The sequence below is a fragment of the Stutzerimonas xanthomarina DSM 18231 genome, from assembly GCF_900129835.1.
GTDB lineage: Bacteria > Pseudomonadota > Gammaproteobacteria > Pseudomonadales > Pseudomonadaceae > Stutzerimonas > Stutzerimonas xanthomarina.
Genome location: NZ_FQXA01000002.1, coordinates 626,342 through 646,672, shown reverse-complemented (window position 1 = coordinate 646,672; position 20,331 = coordinate 626,342). Strand labels below are relative to the sequence as shown.

14 protein-coding genes and 1 pseudogene are annotated in these 20,331 nt (G+C 58.5%); 10 read left to right on the top strand and 5 right to left on the bottom strand.

The genetic code is table 11. The features are described from left to right. The first annotated feature begins 30 nt into the window (after positions 1–30). The 5 genes from BUE09_RS07265 (at position 31) to BUE09_RS07245 (ending at position 9,237) form a co-directional block, all read left to right on the top strand. Positions 31–1,758, top strand: a complete 1,728-nt coding sequence (locus BUE09_RS07265) for an autotransporter assembly complex protein TamA (RefSeq protein ID WP_073300321.1) — start codon at positions 31–33, stop codon at positions 1,756–1,758. After that, the gene (locus BUE09_RS07260) at positions 1,755–5,447 is read left to right on the top strand and encodes a translocation/assembly module TamB domain-containing protein (RefSeq protein WP_438270573.1); all 3,693 of its coding nucleotides are present in this window, start codon (positions 1,755–1,757) and stop codon (positions 5,445–5,447) included. Before BUE09_RS07265 ends, BUE09_RS07260 begins: the two co-directional genes overlap by 4 nt. A 412-nt stretch (positions 5,448–5,859) precedes the next feature. After that, positions 5,860–7,212 carry an alanine/glycine:cation symporter family protein gene (locus tag BUE09_RS07255; RefSeq protein ID WP_073300041.1) on the top strand — a complete coding sequence of 451 codons (1,353 nt, stop codon included), beginning with the start codon at positions 5,860–5,862 and terminating at the stop codon, positions 7,210–7,212. 49 nt (positions 7,213–7,261) lie between these two features. After that, positions 7,262–7,762, top strand: a complete 501-nt coding sequence (tpx, locus tag BUE09_RS07250; RefSeq protein ID WP_073300040.1) for a thiol peroxidase — start codon at positions 7,262–7,264, stop codon at positions 7,760–7,762. Between the two features lie 302 nt (positions 7,763–8,064). Next, entirely contained in the window at positions 8,065–9,237 is a 1,173-nt protein-coding gene (locus BUE09_RS07245) for an NAD(P)-dependent oxidoreductase (RefSeq protein ID WP_073300319.1), read from the top strand. A 181-nt stretch (positions 9,238–9,418) separates the two neighbouring features. Here BUE09_RS07245 and BUE09_RS07240 read toward each other — a convergent pair whose 3' ends face one another. The 5 genes and pseudogenes from BUE09_RS07240 to BUE09_RS07215 all read right to left on the bottom strand — a co-directional run bounded on the left by BUE09_RS07240 (position 9,419) and on the right by BUE09_RS07215 (position 13,512). Beyond that, positions 9,419–10,714: a TRAP transporter large permease gene (locus tag BUE09_RS07240; protein WP_073300039.1), complete on the bottom strand. Its 1,296-nt coding sequence runs from the start codon at positions 10,712–10,714 to the stop codon at positions 9,419–9,421. Beyond that, positions 10,704–11,180, bottom strand: coding sequence for a TRAP transporter small permease (locus BUE09_RS07235; protein ID WP_073300037.1), 477 nt, complete (start codon positions 11,178–11,180; stop codon positions 10,704–10,706). The genes BUE09_RS07240 and BUE09_RS07235 overlap by 11 nt, the downstream gene beginning before the upstream one ends. A gap of 48 nt (positions 11,181–11,228) precedes the next feature. Beyond that, positions 11,229–12,224, bottom strand: a complete 996-nt coding sequence (locus BUE09_RS07230; protein ID WP_073300035.1) for a DctP family TRAP transporter solute-binding subunit — start codon at positions 12,222–12,224, stop codon at positions 11,229–11,231. A 288-nt stretch (positions 12,225–12,512) separates the two neighbouring features. Beyond that, on the bottom strand, positions 12,513–12,917 hold the full coding sequence (locus tag BUE09_RS07220) for a hypothetical protein (RefSeq protein ID WP_073300032.1): 405 nt from the start codon (positions 12,915–12,917) through the stop codon (positions 12,513–12,515). A gap of 194 nt (positions 12,918–13,111) precedes the next feature. Next, positions 13,112–13,512: pseudogene (locus BUE09_RS07215) on the bottom strand (DoxX family protein). Between the two features lie 354 nt (positions 13,513–13,866). On the opposite strand from BUE09_RS07215, the gene tig reads away from it, so the two are divergent. From tig to hupB, 5 genes are all read left to right on the top strand, one after another. Next, the gene (tig, locus tag BUE09_RS07210) at positions 13,867–15,177 is read left to right on the top strand and encodes a trigger factor (RefSeq protein WP_073300031.1); all 1,311 of its coding nucleotides are present in this window, start codon (positions 13,867–13,869) and stop codon (positions 15,175–15,177) included. Between the two features lie 87 nt (positions 15,178–15,264). Beyond that, positions 15,265–15,903, top strand: coding sequence for an ATP-dependent Clp endopeptidase proteolytic subunit ClpP (clpP, locus tag BUE09_RS07205; RefSeq protein WP_073300029.1), 639 nt, complete (start codon positions 15,265–15,267; stop codon positions 15,901–15,903). A gap of 117 nt (positions 15,904–16,020) precedes the next feature. Then, positions 16,021–17,301, top strand: coding sequence for an ATP-dependent Clp protease ATP-binding subunit ClpX (gene clpX / locus BUE09_RS07200; protein WP_073300028.1), 1,281 nt, complete (start codon positions 16,021–16,023; stop codon positions 17,299–17,301). A 131-nt stretch (positions 17,302–17,432) separates the two neighbouring features. Further along, positions 17,433–19,829: an endopeptidase La gene (gene lon, locus BUE09_RS07195; protein WP_073300026.1), complete on the top strand. Its 2,397-nt coding sequence runs from the start codon at positions 17,433–17,435 to the stop codon at positions 19,827–19,829. 133 nt (positions 19,830–19,962) lie between these two features. Beyond that, on the top strand, positions 19,963–20,235 hold the full coding sequence (gene hupB / locus BUE09_RS07190) for a nucleoid-associated protein HU-beta (protein ID WP_019339231.1): 273 nt from the start codon (positions 19,963–19,965) through the stop codon (positions 20,233–20,235). Positions 20,236–20,331 lie beyond the last annotated feature (96 nt).

The window sequence follows — 20,331 nt, the reverse complement described above, 5'->3', positions numbered from 1 at the left end:
CCGGTGCGCAGCGTGCTAGCATCCGTGGCCATGCTTATCCGTCTCCTTCGCTGTATCGTTCCGACTGGCCTCATGTTGTGCTGTGCATCAGTGGTGTACGCGGCTGAACTCGACGTCAAACTCACGCCATCAAACGATGCGCTGCGCGAGAACGTCGAGAACTACATTGGCGAACTTGGCGATCGTAACGAAGAAGAACTGCTGCGCTACAGCCGTATCGCCCGGGAACAGGCGAACAAAGCGCTGCAAGCGTTGGGTTATTACCAGGCTGAAATCGAAACCAGCGTTGCCGATGGCGAGAATCCGCGGTTGGCGCTGCAAATCAAACCCGGCGATCCGGTTCGGCTGCGCGATATCAGGGTCCAAGTCAACGGGCCAGCCGCGCAACTGCAGGCGTTTCGGGTGCCGCGTAACACCTTGAAGCCAGGCGCTGTGCTCAATCACGGGCAGTACGAAGCGGTTAAACAACGGATCCTCAACCAAGTCTCGCGCTACGGGTTTTTCGATGGGCGCTTCGAGCGCCAACGTCTGCAAATCAACCCCGACACGAACGTCGCCGACGTCGAGTTGGTGTTCAACAGCGGGCCGCGCTATCTGCTTGGCGATGTCGGCTTCGAGGGTGACTCGCCGTTTGACCCGGATCTGCTGGAGCGCATGGTGCCGTTCGAACCCGGTACACCTTATGACTCGGAGCTGATCGCCGAACTCAACCAGGCGATGCAGTCCAGCGGCTACTTCGAGGGGGTGCGGGTCGATGCCAATCCGGCCAATGCCGACCAGCAACGCATTCCCGTTGCGGTGCAGTTGACCACGCGGGAGCCGCGCACGCTCGGGCTCGGCTTGGGCTATTCGACCGATGTCGGGCCGCGTATACGCTTCGATTTCACCCGTCATTGGGTCAATCCGCAGGGCCACAGCTACGGCATCGAGTCCGAACTGTCTGCGCCGCGGCAGAATGTTGGTCTTTTCTATGACGTGCCGCTGGACCCGCCCCTGACCGACAAGCTGCGCTATGCGGCTGGCTATCAGTACGAAGAGCTGAGCGATAAAGACAGCCTGAGTCGCCTGCTGACGGTTGGCCCCGAATGGCACCGCGGGCTGCCCAGCGGATGGCAGCGGGTCTGGTCGTTGAAGTGGCGTCATGAGCAGTACGAGCTGGGCGATGATTCCGGGGTCAGTAGCATTCTGATGCCTGGCGTGGCGTACAGTTTTCTGCGCAGCGACAACCGTCTCGATCCAAGTCATGGCTATCGCCTGAGGTTCGAGCTGGGCGCAGCGAAGGAAGGCGTTTTTTCGGATGCTGATTTGATCCACGCCAACGCGACGGTTAAGGGCCTGACCACCCTTGGCGCTCGGCATCGCTTTCTCGGGCGCGTGGAGGTAGGTGGTAACTGGACGGACGAATACACCAACGTGCCGCCATCGCTGCGCTATTTCGCCGGTGGTGATCAAAGCGTGCGTGGTTACGATTACCAGAGCCTGTCGCCGACCAACTCGGATGGCGACCGAATCGGCGGGCGTTACCAACTCGCGGTCAGCGCCGAGTATCAGTACTCGCTGAGCGAAAAATGGCGCGTGGCGACCTTCGTCGATCAGGGTAACTCGTTCAACTCACTTGAACTGCCGAGCCTCAAGAGCAGCGTGGGTGTTGGCGTTCGCTGGGTCTCGCCAGTTGGGCCGATTCGCGTGGATCTGGCTCATCCGCTGGACGGCGAGGGCGGGGTTCGCCTGCACTTTTCCATGGGGCCGGAGCTTTGAGGCGCAGCGGAAAGATCGTCGGCTGGGCGTTGTTGGCCGTTCTGGCGCTGCTGTTGCTGATTATTGTGTCGATCGGCCTGATGCTCGGCACGAACGCCGGTAGCCGTTGGACACTGAGCAAGGTGCCTGGGCTGCAGATCGAGCAATTCACGGGCCAGCTAGCTGGGCGTTGGCAGGCGGATCGTTTGGTATGGGAACAGGACGGTCGTCGTGCCGAGGTGGCGTCGCCGCAGATGAGCTGGTCGCCTGTTTGCTTGCTGCGCAAGGCCCTTTGTATCGAAGAGCTGATCACGGGCGATATTGATCTTACGTTTCCTCCTGCTCCGGAGGATGAAGCAGCAAGCGAGCCCTTCAATCTGCGCGATCTTGATCTACCGATCGAGCTGCGCGTCGATCGCGTTGATATCGGTGCGGTCAACTTCAACGGCGTGCAGCAATTGCAGAGCGCCGAGCTGCGGGCAGGCTGGGATGATCAGGGGCTGGTCATCAGGGCGCTGGAGGTTCGACGTGAAGATGTCGTGCTGGATCTCTCGGGCCACCTGCAAACCAAAGCCGACTGGCCGTTGACGCTGCATGGTAGTGCGGCGATCCGCTCGCCAAACGCGCAGCCTTGGGCGGTAAAGTTCGAGGTGGACGGCGAGCTGCGTGAACATCTGGTGATCGCCGTGCAAAGCCAGGGCTATCTAGAAGCCAAACTGAGCGGCTGGGTGCGGCCTCTGGAACCGGAGCTCCCAGCGAATCTGCTGCTGACGGTGAACGGTTTCAAAGCGACCCCGGAGTTGCCTGATGCCTTGCGTCTGAAAGCGCTGGAGCTGACCGCCAAAGGCGACATGGAGCAGGGCTATCACCTGATGGGTGACGGCAATCTGCAAGGCGAGGGCGGCGCGGTGGCTGTTGCGCTGAACGGCCTGGTCGATACGACCCATGCCGAGATTGCGGCACTTAGCCTGGATGCGGGCGAGCAGCAGCGCGTCGACTTGAACGGTGGCGTTAGCTGGCAGGATGGCCTCGACGCGGAAGCCCAATTGGCCTGGCGCGATTTTCCATGGCGCCGCCTCTATCCCGATATCGAGGAGCCGCCTGTTTCGCTGCGAACCCTCGATGCGCAGATCCAGTACGACGACGGCAACTACCTGGGCAATTTCAACGCGGCGCTGAGCGGCCCCTCCGGTGATTTCACGCTGCAAAGCCCGGTCAGCGGCAACCTTGAAGTAGTGCACCTGCCGCAGCTGGAACTGCAGGCTGGACAGGGCAGGGCCGAGGGCAACCTCAGCGTTGGGTTCGCAGACGGAATCGATTGGACAACTCGACTTGAACTCAGTGAATTCGACCCGTCTTACTGGGTAGCGGAGCTGCCAGGAATGATCGGCGGCACACTTAGCAGCAGCGGCGCCTTGCGAAACGAAGACGTGCAGGCCGAGGCCGCCCTCGACTTGAACGGAACGCTGCGCAAACAGCCGCTCAAACTTCAGCTGCAGGGGAGGGGTGAGAACACGACCTGGAGCCTGCCGACGGTCGATTTGCAGTTGGGCGACAACCACATCCAGGGCAAAGGGCGCTGGGCCGAAACGCTTGAGGCGAACCTGGCGATTGATCTCTCACGCCTGGGCCAGCTCTGGCCTGATTTGAGCGGGCGATTGATGGGCAACATTGATCTGTCGGGCACGCCGGACGCGCCGCAGGGGAAGCTTGCACTGAGCAGTAGCGGGATGGCGTTTCAGGACAATCGAGTCGACCAGCTGCAGGTGGCGGCGAGCCTGTCCGAGGGCGAGCGTGGCCAGTTGAGCCTCGACGCCGGCGGCTTACAGGTCGGAGCGACCGAGATCGGCGAGCTGCAGCTGAGCGCCGAAGGCACACAGACGGCGCATCAGGTCAGATTTCAGCTGCAAGGTCCGTTGCTCGACCTCTCGCTGGCGTTGACTGGTGGGCTTGAAGGTGGCGATTGGCGGGGTCGCTTGATGGAAGCCGAACTGGATGTTCAGGGGCAGCAATGGGCGTTGCGCGACCCCGCGACGCTGCAGCGATTGGAGAACGGCCAGATCACCTTTGGCGCGCACTGCTGGGCCTCTGGCCAGGCGACGCTGTGTGCCGACGACCAGCGGCTGCAAGCCGATCCACAGTTGCGCTATCGCCTGCGGGACTTTCCGCTTGAGTCGCTTGCCGAATACCTGCCGGAGAATCTGATCTGGCAAGGCGAAGTGAACGCTGACCTGGCGCTGGATCTGCCGAGCGCGGGTCCAAACGGGACCATCCGCGTCGACGCCGGACCAGGCGTCTTGCGCATGCGGGATGGCGAGCAGTGGTTGGATTTTCCCTACCAGACCTTGTCGCTAAACAGTCAGCTGACGCCGAAACAGGTTGATGGCAGGCTGCTGTTCGACGGAGGTGACCTTGGCAATCTGGATGTCCAACTGCAGGTGGATCCCAGTGGCGAGGTCAAGCCCGTCTCTGGCAATTTCCAGCTCAGCCATTTCGATCTGTCTGTAATCAAACCTTTTGTCGCGCAGGTTGAACGACTCGACGGGCAACTGAACGGCAATGGCCAGATCTCAGGCACGCTGCACCAGCCGCAGATTAACGGCGAGTTAACGCTCACCGAAGGCGAGATTGCGGGTGCTGAGCTACCGGTCAGCTTCGAGCAATTGGAGATCACCGCTGTCATCGATGGCGAGCGGGTTCGCATTGAGGGTGACTGGCGCAGCGGGGAGCAGGGCCAGGGGCAGATCGCAGGCATAGTCGATTGGGAACAGGCGCTGGATCTTGATCTCAGGATCAGCGGTAGCCAGCTGCCGGTTATCGTCGAACCTTACGCTGAACTCGAAATTGCACCTGACTTGCGTATCCAGCTGGCTGACGAGCAATTAGCGGTTAGCGGCAAACTACGTGTACCCCGCGGGGAAATTACCGTCCGCGAACTGCCCCCTTCGACCGTCAAGATATCCGAGGATGCGATCATTGTTGGCGCCGAAGCGCAGGAGACAAAATCGCCGCTGGCGATTCGTATGGATGTGGATGTTGAAGTCGGGCAGGACAGGCTGCGCTTCTCGGGCTTCGGGCTGACCGCCGACCTTGCTGGTTATTTGCACATCGGTGATGACTTCGACGCGCGCGGCGAGCTTAGTCTTAACAAGGGTCGTTACCGCGCGTACGGCCAGCGCCTGACGATCCGTCGCGCCCGGTTGTTGTTCACGGGCGTGCTGTCGCAGCCCTATCTGGATATCGAAGCTATTCGACGGATTGAAGACGAAAACGTGATCGCGGGGCTGCGTATCACTGGGAGCGCCGAGCAGCCGCGCGTCGACGTATTCGCCGAACCCGCCATGAGTCAGGAGCAGGCATTGTCCTATCTGGTGCTTGGTCGGCCGCTTGGTGCCGAGACCGGAGACAGCAATCTTCTGGCCCAGGCAGCGCTTGGGCTTGGCCTGGCTGGCAGCGCGTCGATCACCGGTAACGTTGCGCAACGGCTGGGTATCGAGGAGTTTCAACTGGACACCGAGGGTAGCGGCGCGGACACCAGCGTGGTTGCAAGCGGGAAGCTTACGGATCGGTTGACGTTGCGTTACGGCGTTGGGGTATTCGAGCCTGCCAATACGGTGGCGTTGCGCTATCAGCTAACCAAGCGGATCTTCCTCGAGGCGGCCAGCGGGCTGGCCAGTTCGCTGGATATCTTTTACCGGCGCGATTTCTGATCACTTTCAGGCAAAAGCAGGCAAAAAAATCCCTCCTGATCGACTGGCATTGGCGCTGCCCTGAGCTACGCTCACAGGCTTCCGTATGCGGCAACCTGGCGTGGGTTCACGGGCTGACCAGTTGGTCGCTTGTTTGCGCAGATCATCTTCCGTAGATCACGCATAAAGCGTGTGGCGCCAAGCGCAGAAGGTGGTGGTAGGATCGCTCGGTCGCTCCTTGCATGGCGGCTGATGCGAGGCTCTAGCGTGAGTCTTGCAGGTTGTCGGTAACGCTCCGGACATTGAAGTCGGGGTATTACCGGGTCGTTCGGACAGCAGTTGAACCGGTGTACTCAATGTCGCCACTCAATTGTCCGTACCGCTCGGCCCGCTCGGGCAAGGATGTCTAACACAAACAATAAGGGTGCCTTGAATGGAATTCCTGCAAAACCTGGTCAATAGCGTCAACGGTCTCGTCTGGGGACCACCCATGCTGGTACTGATCCTCGGTACCGGTTTCTTCCTCATGGTCATGCTCAAGTTCATGCCGTTGTCACATATCGGCACAGGCTTCGCGCTGATCTGGCGTGGTCGTGTTAAGGGCGATGAGGAAACAGGTGAAATCAGCCCCTTTCAGGCGCTGATGACCTGCCTGGCAGCTACCGTAGGTACTGGCAACATTGCTGGCGTCGCCACAGCGATTTTTCTTGGCGGTCCGGGTGCGCTGTTCTGGATGTGGTGCACGGCGCTGGTAGGCATGGCGACCAAGTACTGCGAAGTCGTGCTGGCAGTGCATTACCGTGAAAAGGATGATCGCGGCGAACACGTCGGCGGACCGATGTACGCCATCAAGAATGGCTTGCACAAGCGCTGGCTATGGCTGGGCGGCGCCTTTGCCATCTTTGGCGGGCTGGCTGGGTTCGGCATCGGCAACATGGTGCAGGTCAACAGCATGGCACTCGCGCTGGAAGCTACCTTCGCCGTACCGCTGTGGGTAACCGGTCTGGTCACTATGCTGTTTGTCGGCATGGTCATTCTTGGCGGCATCAAGCGTATCGGCGCAGTTGCGGCGGCGCTGGTTCCGTTCATGTGCGTTGCGTACGTCATCGCGGGCATCGTCGTGCTGGTGGTCCACGCCGCTGAGCTTCCCAGGGCCTTCGATCTGATCTTCACGCATGCCTTCTCGCCAATCGCGGCCACTGGCGGCTTTGCCGGTGCAGCTGTTATGGCGGCCATTCGCTTCGGTGTCGCGCGCGGTATCTTCTCGAACGAAGCGGGCCTCGGTACTGCCGGTATCGCACAGGCTGCCGGTACCACTAAGAGCTCGGTACGCTCAGGTCTGATCGGGATGATGGGTACGTTTATCGACACCATCATCATCTGCTCGATCACCGGCCTGGCGATCATCTGCTCGGGAGTCTGGACCGGTGGCGAAAGCGGTGCGGCACTGTCTGCTGCAGCCTTCGAATCGGCCATGCCTGGCGTTGGTGCCGCGCTGCTGACCATCGCACTGGTAGTGTTCGCTTTCACTACGATCCTAGGCTGGAGCTATTTTGGCGAGAAATGCTGGGAGTTTCTGGTTGGCACCAAGGCGATTTGGCCGTTCCGCGTCATTTGGGTGCTGGCTGTTCCGTTCGGTGCGATTGCCCAGCTCGATTTCGCCTGGCTGTTGGCGGACACCCTTAATGGTCTGATGGCTATTCCCAACCTCGTTGCACTGTTGCTGCTGAGCCCAGTGGTGGTCAAGTTGACCAAGGAATACTTCGCCCGTACGAAGGCCGCTTGAAAACCCGGGCCGCGGCTATGCACGCGGCCCATTACCGAGAGGAATTCACATGACTGAAGTAACCCTGAAAGGCAACCCCATCCAGGTTGCCGGTAACTTTCCGCAGACCGGCCAGAAGGCTGCGGCGTTCAGCCTGGTAGGCGGCGACTTGTCCGATGTGACGCTCGCCAGCTTTGCGGGCAAGCGCAAGATCCTGAACATCTTCCCGAGCATCGATACGCCGACCTGTGCGACCTCCGTACGCAAATTCAATGCGCAGGCCAACGAACTGGCCAATACTGTGGTCCTGTGTATCTCCGCCGATCTGCCGTTCGCGCAGAAGCGCTTCTGCGGCGCCGAAGGGCTGGAGAACGTCGTTAATCTCTCCACCATGCGTGGGCGCGAGTTTCTCGAGCAATACGGCGTACTGATCGCAACCGGTCCGCTTGCAGGCGTATCGGCTCGCGCAGTTGTCGTTCTGGATGAGCAGGACCAGGTGCTTCACAGCGAGCTGGTCGCCGAGATCGGTACCGAACCGAACTATGACGCAGCGATAGCGGTGCTCAACTAAGTTCGGCCAATAGGGAGCGGTGCAACGCCGCTTCCTTTGCTTCTGATGTCTGGCGACAAAAATACCGCTAGATCGCTCGTCTCCAGAGCCGTTAATCAATTGGCCGGATCGCGCTGCTAACGCTTAGCTTCCAGTACGTGGTTTTTGCAAACGCAACCGCGTCAGCCTACCGCGACAGGCCTGATTTACCCTGCCCTAAAATTTTTTCCTGCCGCTGCGGTCAGAACGTCGTTGCCTTTTGAATGGATTCGCTCATGTCTACCTCGCACATCAAGAAGAAGATCGGTGTATCCGGCACAGGGATGATCGCCCACTGCTTTATTCGGCTGATCAAGCAGCACTACCAGGATATTGAAGTTTCGCGCGTCTTGACCCGTCGCCCGTTGAATTCCTTTACTGACTTTCCGCTGCCTGAGCGGCTCACCAACTCCGTCGACCATCTTATTGATGGTGCGGGCTTGATTGTGGAGTGCAGCGGCGATGTGTTTCATGGCACCGAGGTTATTGAACGCGCGTTCGAGGCTGGCTTACCAGTCGTGACAATCAACGCCGAACTGCAGGTCACCACGGGGTCTTACCTGGCGGCAAAAGGCTTCATTACCGAGGCCGAGGGCGACCAGCCGGGTTCATTGGCGGCACTTCATGAAGAAGCCTTGATGATGGGTTTCAAACCCTTGGTCTACGGCAATATGAAGGGCTATCTGAACCATGATCCCTCGGTTGAAGACATGAGGTACTGGGCAAAGCGACAGGGCATAAGCGTAGACCAGACCACTTCGTTCACCGACGGCACCAAGGTGCAGATCGAACAAGCCATTGTCGGCAACGGCCTGGGCGCGACTATTTCCAAGCAGGGGCTGGAAGGTCTGGCTTCGACCAACTTGACCGAATCGGGCAACCTGCTGGGTATGATGGCCGACCGGCTGGGACAGCCCATCGTCGATTACGTGGTTCCCTCCGGCTATCCAGCCGGTGGTGTGTTCCTGGTCTGCCGCCACGATGATGATCAGCGTGCTGCGATCGAGTATTTCAAGCTTGGCCCTGGACCTTATTACACGCTGGTGCGCCCGTTCCATCTCTGTTCGCTGGAGGTCGGCAAAACCGTGCGCCGCGTGCTCGATGGTGGTGATGTATTGCTGAATAACTCCACCGCACCGACCCTGGGCGTGGGAGCGATTGCCAAGCGAGCCATGCGCCCAGGTGAGCTGATCGAGCGAGGCATTGGCGGATTCCAGTTTCGCGGTGAGGCACTGAAGCTCGATCAGCATCCGGATCACGTCCCGATCGGCCTGCTACGCAAGACCGCGCTGCGGCGTGCGGTTGAGCCGGGCCAGCTGATTACCTTCGATGACATCGACATTCTGCCCAGCCGCGTTCTGGACATCGTCATGCAGCAGCGCGCCGCACCTGCAACCGTTCCGAGTAAGGTGTCTGCGGACCATGGGCGCGTGCCGATGGCGGCGATGAGCAGCTGACAACGGGTCCATACTGAGGAACGTCAGCAAGCTGCTTGCTCTGTCAGTTCAAGCTTCGGGGCAGGGCTCGACTTGCTCTATTTCACGCGTGCAGGACGGGCGATGTCGGTAGCCGACATCGCCCGTCCTCGCAGCCGTTCCGTCGGCTGACCCGTAAGCTCCAGCAGGAGCTCGGGTGAAGCTAGACCGCATAGCCCAGCATTCTAGGCAACCACAACGCAATTTCCGGAAAAATCGCCACCAGGATGAGCGCGCTGCCCATCACCAGAACGAATAGCATGGCCCAGCCAACTGTCTGCTCCAGGCGGATCTTGGCGACCTCAGCGGTAACCATCAGGTTTATCGCGACGGGAGGGGTGAACTGGCCGATCGCAATGTTCATTGCCAGCAAAATACCGAACCACACCGGGTTCCAGCCGAAGTGCTGCATCACTGGAATCAGGATTGGCATCAGGATCAGATAAATGGAAATTGCGTCCAGCAGCATGCCGGCCAGCAGCACCGCAACCATCACCAGGATCAGCAGCACCGTGCCGTTATCAGACAACGAGATCAGCCATTCGGCGAGGTGACGGAAGGTGCCAAGCATGGTGCCGGCCCAGGCGAAGATGCCGGCCAACGCAATAATCAGCATCACTACGCCGGAGATGACCGCTGCCTCGCCACAGAGTCGCCAGAGGTTGCGCCAGTCCAGTTCGCGCGTAACGAACAAGCCGATGACCACGCCATAGGTCACGCCAGCCACCGCGGCTTCGGTCGGTGTAAACAGGCCGCTGCGCAGGCCGCCGAGAATCAGTACGGGAGCAAAGAGTGCCGGCAATGCTTGACGGAAGCTTTCGCCAAGCGGTGGGCGCTCAGCACCTTCCGGATTCTCCCAACCGTAGCGGCGAGCCAACAGCCAGGCCGGTAGTAGCAGCACAAGACCGGCAATGATTCCGGGGAACAGGCCAGCTGCAAACAAGGCCCGCAAGTCGACGCCTGGAACCACGATGGAATAAAGGATCAGTGCAATGGACGGCGGGATCAGAATCGCCGTCGAGGCGGATGCGGCGATCAGCGTTGCCGAAAACGGCTTGGGGTAGCCGGCGCGGGTCATGCTCGGCAACATCACCATGGCAACTGCGGCCGCATCGGCCGGACCGGAGCCGCTCATGCCTCCCATGATCAGACAAACCAGGATAGCGACCATCGCCAGGCCGCCGTGACGCGGACCGATCAAGGCTTGGGCGAAGCGCACCAGGCGTAGCGCCACGCCAGATTTCTCGAACACCAGCCCCGTGAGGATGAACAGCGGAATGGCAATCAAGGGATATTTGGCGACGCCGTTGTAGGTATTGGTGCCGAGCGTGGCGAGCATGTCCGGTGATAGGCCGGCAAGGATGCCGATGGCGCCTGACAGCGCCAGCGAAAATGCCACTGGTACACCGATCAGCAACAACAGTAGGAAGCTGGCAAGCATCCATAGATCAGGGCTCATCGGTGAGCCTCCCGCGCAGCCGGTCGATCGTCATCTGAGTCAGGCGTATGCCCATCAACAACGCCAGCAATGGCAGCCAGACCACATACCACCAGTTCGGCAGTCCCAGGCCGGGAGATTCGGACTCCCATTGGCGTTCCTCCAGCGCAAATTGCCCGCCGTACCAGATGACCATGCCGAGCACTAATACGCTGGCCAGCCACTGCAGCAGGATCAGCGGTGTACGCAGGCGCGGAAACATCCGCTCGGCAAATCCGATGCGGATGTGACGGTTGCTGCGCATGGCCACCGATGCGCCGGCGAAGGTGAGAATCACAAGGAGAAAAACGGAGATTTCTTCGGTAAAGGCGAATGATGCATCGGTGAAGTAGCGCACCATCACATTGGCCAGGCTGATCAGGCTGATGATTACCAGCGCCAGGGTAGCCAACACGCGCTCAAGGCGCGCGTCCTGTCGATTGTTCATGGGTTTCCTCGAATCCCGACGGCATCGCGCCGCCGGGTAAAACGGTTTTTACTTTGCTACGGCCGCGCGGGCTGCCTCGACCAGATCGACGCCGATCTTCGACGTCCACTTCTCCTGCACGCTGCGAGTCGCATCGGCGAACGCCTGCTGCTCGGCCTCGCTCAGTTCAGTGACCTCGACGCCGCGAGCGCGGATGTCTTCCAGGCGTTTGGCCTCGCCGTTGCGCGACAACTCGATCTCCCATTTGCCCGCGTCGATGGCGGCCTGGCGCAGTAGCTCGCGGTCGGCTTCTGGCAGCTCTTTCCAGATCCGCTGGTTGACCGCGAAAATCAGCGGGTCAGCCATGTAATGCCAGAGCGTCAGGTATTTCTGCCCGACCTGATCGACTCGTGCCACGTCGAACACCGACAGCGGGTTCTCCTGGCCATCAACTGCACCGGTAGTTAACGCCGGTTTGGCGTCGGCCCAGCTCATTTGGGTCGGGTTGGCGCCCAGTGCGGTGAAGGTGTCCTGAAACAGGGGCGAACCGACTACACGGATCTTCAGACCTTTCAGGTCGGCAGGCGTCTTCACAGGCTTGACCGAGTTGGATATCTCACGGAAACCGTTTTCACCCCAGGCCAGCGGGACAATGCCGCGTTTTTCGATAGCGGCGAATGCTTGCTCGCCCGCCTGCCCCTGCGTGATGGCGTCGAGGTCGGCGCTGTTTGCCATCAGGAAGGGCAGGGAAAAGAGGTTGAGCTCCGGAACTTGTGGCGACCAGTTGATAGTCGATCCGACGGCCATGTCGATCAATCCGGACCGCATCGCAGAGAATTCCTTGGTCTGGTCGCCAGCGACCAGTTGAGCGTTGGGGTACACGCGTAAAGTAATTTCGCCATTCGAACGCTCCTCAACCAGGTCTGCCCACTTCTGCGCGGCCTGACCCCAGGGGAAGGCATCGGAAAGCACAGTGGAAACGGAGTATTCACGGGCCGAAGCGGCAAAGGTGGCGGAGAGCGCAGCAGCGGCAGCCAGTGCGGTCAAGCAACGGGTCAGTTTCATGGGGCGTCCTTGTTCGGATTGGTGTTTTGGTTGTTATGGGCGAACGGCCGAGCACTGGCAGCAGCGATCGGCTTAGCGATGGCGGGTGAGCCATCGAAACGCGCGGGTTGCGCGAAGGACGCGACAGGCTGCGGGCGGGTAGCAAGCAGCAGGACTCGCAAGGCGTCACAAGCACTGCCAGCCTTGTGGGCTAGCAGCAGACCAGCGCGATAGGCCGGCCGGGCAACTATCGCAGATGGCAACCGTGAGTGCCAACGGCGCGCTTTCGGTCGTAGTTCGGCTCGATTCTCACGCATCGCGCAACAGGTCGTGTGCATTGAGCAGGCTGAACGCGATTTCCGGGCGCTTTTCCAAGCCGCGGCGGATCGCCGCCGGAATCGACTGCCGGGTCTTGCGGCACAATCCTGGCAAGTCCTCTATGTCGATGCGAATGCCCCGCATGCTGCGCACTTCGCTGAAACCCGGTGCGATATGAAGGCGAATCCCCAGCTGCTCGTAGATGCGTCGCTGCATGCGCTCAAGGTCTTCCATGTCTTCCAGGTTTTCCAGGCGGGAAATCAGCCGGTTTTCCTCCTGGCGCGTCAGCCGGAGAATACGCAGATCATTGTTATCGGGCGCCTCAAGCAACTGCTCGCGCCCACAGATGCAGGCGGCAGGAGGGCAGGGCTGACGTATCGAAACAGAGGCGGTCATCGGATTATCACGGGCATTGTTTATGGCATGTTGAATAAAGCGCCGCCGATGTGGCCGGATTCAATGCGATTGATTGTTATCGAGCAAAAGCGAACATCGTTGCGCAGCGATCCCTCAGTCGCGGGCTCTATCGTGCGTAAGTACTGGGCATTCTAGCTCCGGTCGCCGAGGGGGCGGTTTGCGAAGCACACTTATCAGTTATATCGTCCCCCGGTCCCGCCGACACTGAATCTGCCAGCACCCAGCAGAGCGACCGCAATTGAGCCAAACAGAAACATGCCTTGCAGCTCAAGCGCCCAGCCACCCATCTGGCCGAGCGAGAACAGCTCTTGCAGGTGGACCAGTCCAAAGGCGGCGAGCATGTTGACTGCGATGAGTAATGCGCCAACCCGAGTAAACACGCCAACAATGACCAATGCCGGCCCGACCACTTCGCCTATATATATACGCCGTAAGCCAAAAGAGCGGGCAGACCATGGCTAGCTAGCATGCCGATAATCCCGTCGATGCCGTTCTGCAGCTTGAAGAGCCCATGCAAAAGAATCAGCACACCCAACGAAACCCTTAACACCAGTTTTCCCAGATCATCAGTCATGGTTCGTCTCATCCTCATGCTCGGGATCGGTCACACTGCTATTCAAAACATAGACCACTCAAGTGAGAGCTGCACCGACAAGCGCCGCGTATAAGGTTCAGTAGGCGTGCTGCATCGATGCCACGTACTCGCTTGGTCATCTCGGCCGTGTAGCCATGTGATGCATAGCCCGTTGGTGAACCATCAGCAACGGCTTTGCGAACATCGGCAGACGCAGGTAAACAAAACGAACTCACGCCGTTCTGTTTGGTTGCGGCCTGATAGGTAGGGTGACTTCTCCGATACGAGCCACTAGAATGCTTGCCCATTCTGGGGCCGGAATGCCGGCTTATGTCTGTGCAACGAGGAAAATCCATGCAAGTTTCTGTTGAAAGCACCTCCGCTCTTGAGCGCCGCATGACCATTGGCGTGCCGGTCGAGCGCATCGAGACCGAAGTCAACAAGCGTCTGCAACAGACCGCCAGCCGTGCAAAAATCGCAGGCTTCCGTCCCGGTAAGGTGCCGATGAGCGTCATTCGTCAGCGTTATGAGGCGGCTGCACGCCAGGAAGCATTGGGCGACCTGATTCAGGCTACCTTCTATGAAGCCGTCGTTGCCGAGAAGCTGAACCCGGCCGGCGCGCCGGCGGTCGAGCCGAAGGTATTCGAAAAGGGCAAGGATCTGGAGTACATCGCGACGTTCGAGGTATTTCCGGAATTCAAAGTAGCCGGTTTGGACGGCATCGAAGTTGAGCGCCTGCAGGCTGACGTGGCCGATGCTGACGTCGACAACATGCTGGAAATCCTGCGCAAGCAGAACACTCGTTTTGAAAAAGTTGATCGTGTCGCTGAAGACGGCGATCAGCTGAACATCGATTTCGTCGGTAAGATAGACGGTGAAGCCTTCCCTGGCGGATCCGCGCAGGGTACGCAACTGGTTCTGGGTTCCGGTCGCATGATTCCTGGCTTCGAGTCCGCACTGGTTGGCGCCAAGGCTGGTGAAGAGCGGGTCATCAACCCGACATTCCCCGAGGACTACCAGAACCTCGATCTGGCAGGCAAAACTGCCGAGTTCACCGTTACTGTAAACGCTGTAGAGGCTCCACAACTGCCAGAACTGAACGATGAGTTCTTTGCTCAGTTCGGCGTGCAGGAAGGCGGCCTCGAAGGCTTCCGTGCTGAAGTCAAAAAGAACATGGAGCGCGAGCTGCGCCAGGCTATCAAGACCAAGGTCAAGAACCAGGTCATGGAAGGTCTGGTTAGCGCCAACCCGATCGACGTACCAAAGGCTCTGATTGACAACGAAGTGAACCGCCTGCGCGTTCAGGCCGTTCAGCAGTTTGGCGGCAATATCAAGCCTGATCAGCTGCCGGCTGAGTTGTTCGAAGAGCAGGCCAACCGTCGCGTCGTGCTGGGTCTGATCGTTGCCGAAGTGGTCAAGCAATACGAGCTCAAGCCAGATGATGCGCGCGTTCGCGAGCTGATCGAGGAAATGGCTTCCGCTTACCAAGAGCCGGAACAGGTCGTGTCCTGGTACTACAAGAACGACGAGCAGTTGAACGAAGTTCGCTCGGTTGTGCTCGAAGAACAAGTTGTAGATACTGTCCTGCAGCAGGCTAAAGTGACCGACAAATCGGTCTCCTACGAAGAAGCAGTGAAGCCTGCGGAAGCCCCGCAAGCTGCCTGAGTCTCTTCAACCGTTTAATGCACTTTCATAAGCCAGCCTCGAGCTGGCTTATGTCTTTGCGGCGTTACATAGGGAGTATCGTTGGACATGTCCGGCAATCCGTTTATGCAAGCACCAGACATTCAGGCCGCAGGCGGCCTTGTGCCGATGGTCATCGAGCAATCCGCCCGTGGCGAGCGGGCGTATGATATCTATTCCCGACTCCTTAAGGAGCGGGTGATTTTCATGGTTGGCCAGGTTGAAGACTACATGGCCAATCTGATTGTCGCGCAGATGCTGTTCCTCGAGGCGGAAAACCCCGAGAAAGATATTCACCTGTACATCAATTCCCCGGGCGGGTCGGTGACTGCCGGTATGGCTATCTACGACACCATGCAGTTCATCAAGGCAGACGTTTCTACCACCTGCATCGGTCAAGCGTGCAGCATGGGCGCGTTCCTGCTCGCTGGCGGAGCTAAAGGCAAGCGTTTCTGCCTTCCGAATGCCCGCGTAATGATCCATCAGCCATTGGGGGGGTTTCAGGGGCAGGCATCGGATATCGATATCCATGCTCGCGAAATCCTCTTCATCCGTGAGCGGCTGAACCAGTTGCTGGCCCACCATACCGGGCAGGATCTGGAAACGATTGAACGCGACACCAACCGTGACTACTTCATGAGTGCCACGCGAGCGCTGGAGTACGGGGTTGTCGATGCAGTTCACGAAAAGCGGCAGCTGCCGGTCTAACGCTGGTCTGGAGGGCGCAATTAGCGGGCATCCGTCATGTGCGCTTTGCGCGCCCTTGAAAATGCCTGCATTTGCCTTCATCTTGTATTACAAGCCTTCCCCGATTGGATCGATCGAATGACTGACACCCGCAACGGCGAGGATTCCGGCAAGCTGCTCTATTGCTCTTTCTGCGGCAAAAGCCAGCATGAAGTACGCAAGTTGATTGCCGGGCCCTCGGTTTTTATCTGCGACGAGTGCGTCGACCTGTGCAATGACATCATCCGCGAGGAGGTGCAAGAGGCACAGGCCGAGAGCACCTCGCAAAAGCTGCCTGCTCCCAAGGAAATCAGCGGCATCCTCGACCAGTACGTGATCGGTCAGGAGCGCGCAAAGAAGATCTTGGCTGTGGCTGTGTACAACCATTACAAGCGACTCAATCAGCGCGACAAGAAGGAAGAAGTCGAGCTGGGCAAGAGCAACATACTGCTTATCGGACCGACCGGTTCAGGCAAGACGTTGCTTGCTGAGACGCTGGCCAGGCTGCTGAATGTTCCTTTCACCATCGCTGACGCGACCACGCTGACAGAAGCCGGCTATGTGGGCGAGGACGTTGAGAACATCATTCAGAAGCTACTGCAGAAGTGCGATTACGATGTAGAAAAAGCCCAGATGGGCATCGTCTATATCGACGAGATCGATAAGATTTCGCGAAAGTCTGACAATCCGTCGATCACGCGTGACGTGTCCGGTGAAGGTGTGCAGCAGGCGTTGTTGAAACTCATCGAAGGCACGGTTGCCTCTGTGCCACCGCAAGGCGGGCGTAAGCATCCTCAACAGGAATTCCTCCAGGTAGATACGCGGAACATTCTGTTTATTTGCGGTGGTGCGTTTGCCGGGCTTGAAAAAGTCATTCAGGGTCGCGCAACCAAAGGTGGGATAGGCTTCAGCGCCGAGGTTCGCAGCACCGAGCCAGGCAAGAAGATTGGCGAGTCGCTGCGTTCGGTTGAGCCGGATGATCTTGTCAAATTCGGTCTAATCCCCGAATTCGTCGGTCGTTTGCCTGTAATCGCAACCCTTGATGAGCTCGACGAAGCGGCGCTCATCCAGATCCTCACTGAGCCGAAGAACGCGCTGACCAAGCAATACAGCAAGCTTTTCGAACTGGAAGGTGTCGATCTGGAGTTCCGTACCGATGCATTGAAAGCAGTCGCAACTCGCGCGCTGGAGCGCAAGACCGGTGCTCGAGGGCTGCGTTCGATTCTCGAAGGCGTATTGTTGGACACCATGTATGAGATACCTTCCCAGAAGGACGTCAGCAAGGTAGTCATCGACGAGAGCGTTATCGAAGGTACTTCTCAGCCGCTGCTTATTTACGAGAACAGCGAACCGCCTGCCAGGGCCGCGCCTGACGCGTGACAGAACAAGGGGCCTCCGGGCCCCTTTGCTTTTCTTCATCTCCTTGTTTTTTACATCGCGCGCCCTCATCTTGATTGCCAAGGGTATGAATTTCCCGTTTACCGCCGTATGGCCGTCGTAGAGCTGAATTTATGAAGACAACCATCGAATTGCCCCTTTTGCCGCTGCGCGACGTAGTGGTCTACCCGCACATGGTGATTCCGCTGTTCGTTGGGCGGGAAAAATCCATCGAGGCCCTAGAATCCGCAATGGCCGGCGATAAGCAGATATTGCTTTTGGCCCAGAAGAACCCAGCCGATGACGACCCGAGCGAAGACGGTCTGTATCGTGTGGGGACGGTCGCGACAGTGCTGCAACTGCTGAAGCTGCCGGATGGCACCGTCAAGGTGCTTGTCGAGGGAGAGCAGCGCGGGGTTATCGACCGTTTCTTTGACGTCGAGGACCATTGTCGAGCCGAGGTCGCGCTGATCGACGAATCGGAGATCGAAGAGCGTGAAGCGGAGGTCTTTACCCGTAGTCTTCTGAGCCAGTTCGAGCAGTATGTTCAATTGGGTAAAAAGGTGCCTTCCGAGGTGCTTTCCTCGCTTGCAAGCATCGACGAGCCGGCGCGTCTGGTTGACACCATGGCCGCGCATATGGCGCTCAAGATCGAGCAAAAGCAGGCAATTCTCGAAATCACCGATCTGCCGGCTCGCGTCGAACATGTGTTGTCGTTGCTTGATGCCGAAATCGATCTTTTGCAGGTCGAGAAGCGTATCCGTGGCCGGGTCAAGAAGCAGATGGAGCGCAGCCAGCGCGAGTACTATTTGAATGAGCAGATGAAGGCCATTCAGAAAGAGCTGGGCGACATCGATGAAGGCCATAACGAAATCGATGACCTCAAGAAGCGCATCGAGAATGCTGGGCTGAGCAAAGACGCCTATACCAAAGCGACCACCGAGCTGAACAAGCTCAAGCAGATGTCGCCTATGTCGGCGGAAGCGACCGTGGTGCGGACCTACATCGATTGGCTGGTCAACGTGCCGTGGAAAGCGGCTAGCAAGGTTCGCCTCGATCTCGCCAAGGCTGAGGAGGTGCTGGACACCGATCACTACGGCCTCGAAGAGGTCAAGGATCGGATTCTTGAATACCTCGCTGTGCAAAAACGAGTAAAGAAGTTGAAAGGTCCAGTCTTGTGCCTGGTCGGCCCGCCAGGCGTGGGCAAGACGTCGCTCGCCGAGTCAATCGCACGCTCGACGAATCGCAAGTTCGTACGCATGGCGCTGGGTGGCGTGCGGGACGAGGCCGAGATCCGAGGGCATCGTCGTACCTACATCGGTTCCATGCCCGGTCGGTTGATCCAGAAGATGAGCAAAGTCGGTGTGCGCAATCCGCTGTTCTTGCTCGACGAGATCGACAAGATGGGCAACGACATGCGTGGAGATCCTGCGTCAGCTCTGTTGGAAGTGCTTGATCCTGAGCAGAACCACAACTTCAACGATCACTATCTTGAGGTTGACTACGACCTGTCTGACGTAATGTTCCTATGCACTGCCAACTCCATGAATATTCCAGCGCCGCTGCTCGACCGCATGGAGATCATTCGTCTCCCGGGTTATACGGAAGACGAGAAAATCAATATCGCCATCCGCTATCTGGTCCCGAAGCAGGTTCAGGCCAATGGTCTGAAAAAGACCGAATTGCTGTTCGATGATGAAGCCATTCGCGACATCATTCGTTATTACACCAGGGAAGCCGGCGTTCGCGGACTGGAGCGTCAGATAGCCAAGGTATGCCGCAAGGTGGTGAAGGAGCATGCGGCAGAAAAGCGTTTCGAAGTCAGTGTGACAGCCGAATCGCTCGAACATTTCTTGGGCGTTCGCAAGTTCCGCTACGGGCTTGCCGAACAGCAAGACCAGGTTGGCCAGGTCACTGGCTTGGCATGGACTCAGGTGGGCGGTGAACTCCTTACCATCGAAGCGGCAGTGGTGCCCGGCAAGGGACGGTTGACCAAGACCGGGTCGCTGGGTGATGTGATGGGTGAGTCCATTACAGCAGCGCTCACGGTAGTGCGTAGTCGTGCGAAGAGCCTTGGTATTGCTGTCGATTTCCACGAAAAACAGGACATTCATATCCATGTCCCTGAAGGTGCTACACCGAAAGATGGGCCTAGCGCAGGTATCGGTATGTGTACCGCGTTGGTCTCGGCGCTGACACAGATTCCGGTTCGGGCCGAAGTCGCCATGACCGGGGAGATCACCCTACGCGGCCAGGTCCTCGCTATTGGTGGCTTAAAAGAGAAATTGCTCGCGGCACACCGGGGCGGTATCAAAACGGTGATCATTCCTGAAGAGAATCAGCGTGATCTGAAAGAGATTCCTGACAATATTAAGCAGGACCTGCAGATTAAACCGGTCAAGTGGATTGACGAAGTCCTCCAAATTGCGCTGCAATACGCGCCGGAGCCCTTGCCTGATGCGGCTCCCGATATCGTTGCAAAGGATGACAAGCGCGAGTCTGATTCCAAGGAGCGAATCAGCACGCATTAGTCCGAGAGGCTTTGTTGACACATTTTCGGCGGCCTTGATATAAGCCGGCCTTTTTGTGCATTGCTGTTTCGGCACCGCTTTGCTTACACCTAAAAATTATAGATACGACTCAACAGAAATAAGGGGACTTAGAGTGAACAAGTCGGAACTGATCGATGCTATCGCCGCATCTGCTGATATCCCGAAAGCTGTTGCCGGCCGCGCGCTGGATGCAGTTATTGAATCCGTCACAGGTGCTCTGAAGGCTGGTGATTCCGTGGTGCTGGTTGGTTTCGGTACTTTCGCTGTCAAGGAACGTGCTGCGCGCACTGGCCGCAATCCTCAGACTGGCAAGCCGATCGACATCGCGGCAGCCAAGATCCCTGGCTTCAAGGCCGGCAAGGCCCTGAAAGACGCCGTTAACTAAGCGTCTTCGATCCGGCCGGCTGTCAGCTACCGCTGGCCCTAGCTTGGGGCGGTTATTCGAACAGGCATTGCTTGTTGCGTTCGGGCTTGGGGGATT

What these genes read in the sequence shown, in the direction of transcription:
- BUE09_RS07265 (WP_073300321.1), top strand. Translation starts at nt 31, where the DNA reads ATGCTTATCCGTCTCCTTCGCTGTATCGTTCCGACTGGCCTCATGTTG.
- BUE09_RS07255 (WP_073300041.1), top strand. Translation starts at nt 5,860, where the DNA reads ATGGAATTCCTGCAAAACCTGGTCAATAGCGTCAACGGTCTCGTCTGG.
- tpx (WP_073300040.1), top strand. Translation starts at nt 7,262, where the DNA reads ATGACTGAAGTAACCCTGAAAGGCAACCCCATCCAGGTTGCCGGTAAC.
- BUE09_RS07245 (WP_073300319.1), top strand. Translation starts at nt 8,065, where the DNA reads ATGATCGCCCACTGCTTTATTCGGCTGATCAAGCAGCACTACCAGGAT.
- BUE09_RS07240 (WP_073300039.1), bottom strand. Translation starts at nt 10,714, where the DNA reads ATGAGCCCTGATCTATGGATGCTTGCCAGCTTCCTACTGTTGTTGCTG.
- BUE09_RS07235 (WP_073300037.1), bottom strand. Translation starts at nt 11,180, where the DNA reads ATGAACAATCGACAGGACGCGCGCCTTGAGCGCGTGTTGGCTACCCTG.
- BUE09_RS07230 (WP_073300035.1), bottom strand. Translation starts at nt 12,224, where the DNA reads ATGAAACTGACCCGTTGCTTGACCGCACTGGCTGCCGCTGCTGCGCTC.
- BUE09_RS07220 (WP_073300032.1), bottom strand. Translation starts at nt 12,917, where the DNA reads ATGACCGCCTCTGTTTCGATACGTCAGCCCTGCCCTCCTGCCGCCTGC.
- tig (WP_073300031.1), top strand. Translation starts at nt 13,867, where the DNA reads ATGCAAGTTTCTGTTGAAAGCACCTCCGCTCTTGAGCGCCGCATGACC.
- clpP (WP_073300029.1), top strand. Translation starts at nt 15,265, where the DNA reads ATGTCCGGCAATCCGTTTATGCAAGCACCAGACATTCAGGCCGCAGGC.
- clpX (WP_073300028.1), top strand. Translation starts at nt 16,021, where the DNA reads ATGACTGACACCCGCAACGGCGAGGATTCCGGCAAGCTGCTCTATTGC.
- lon (WP_073300026.1), top strand. Translation starts at nt 17,433, where the DNA reads ATGAAGACAACCATCGAATTGCCCCTTTTGCCGCTGCGCGACGTAGTG.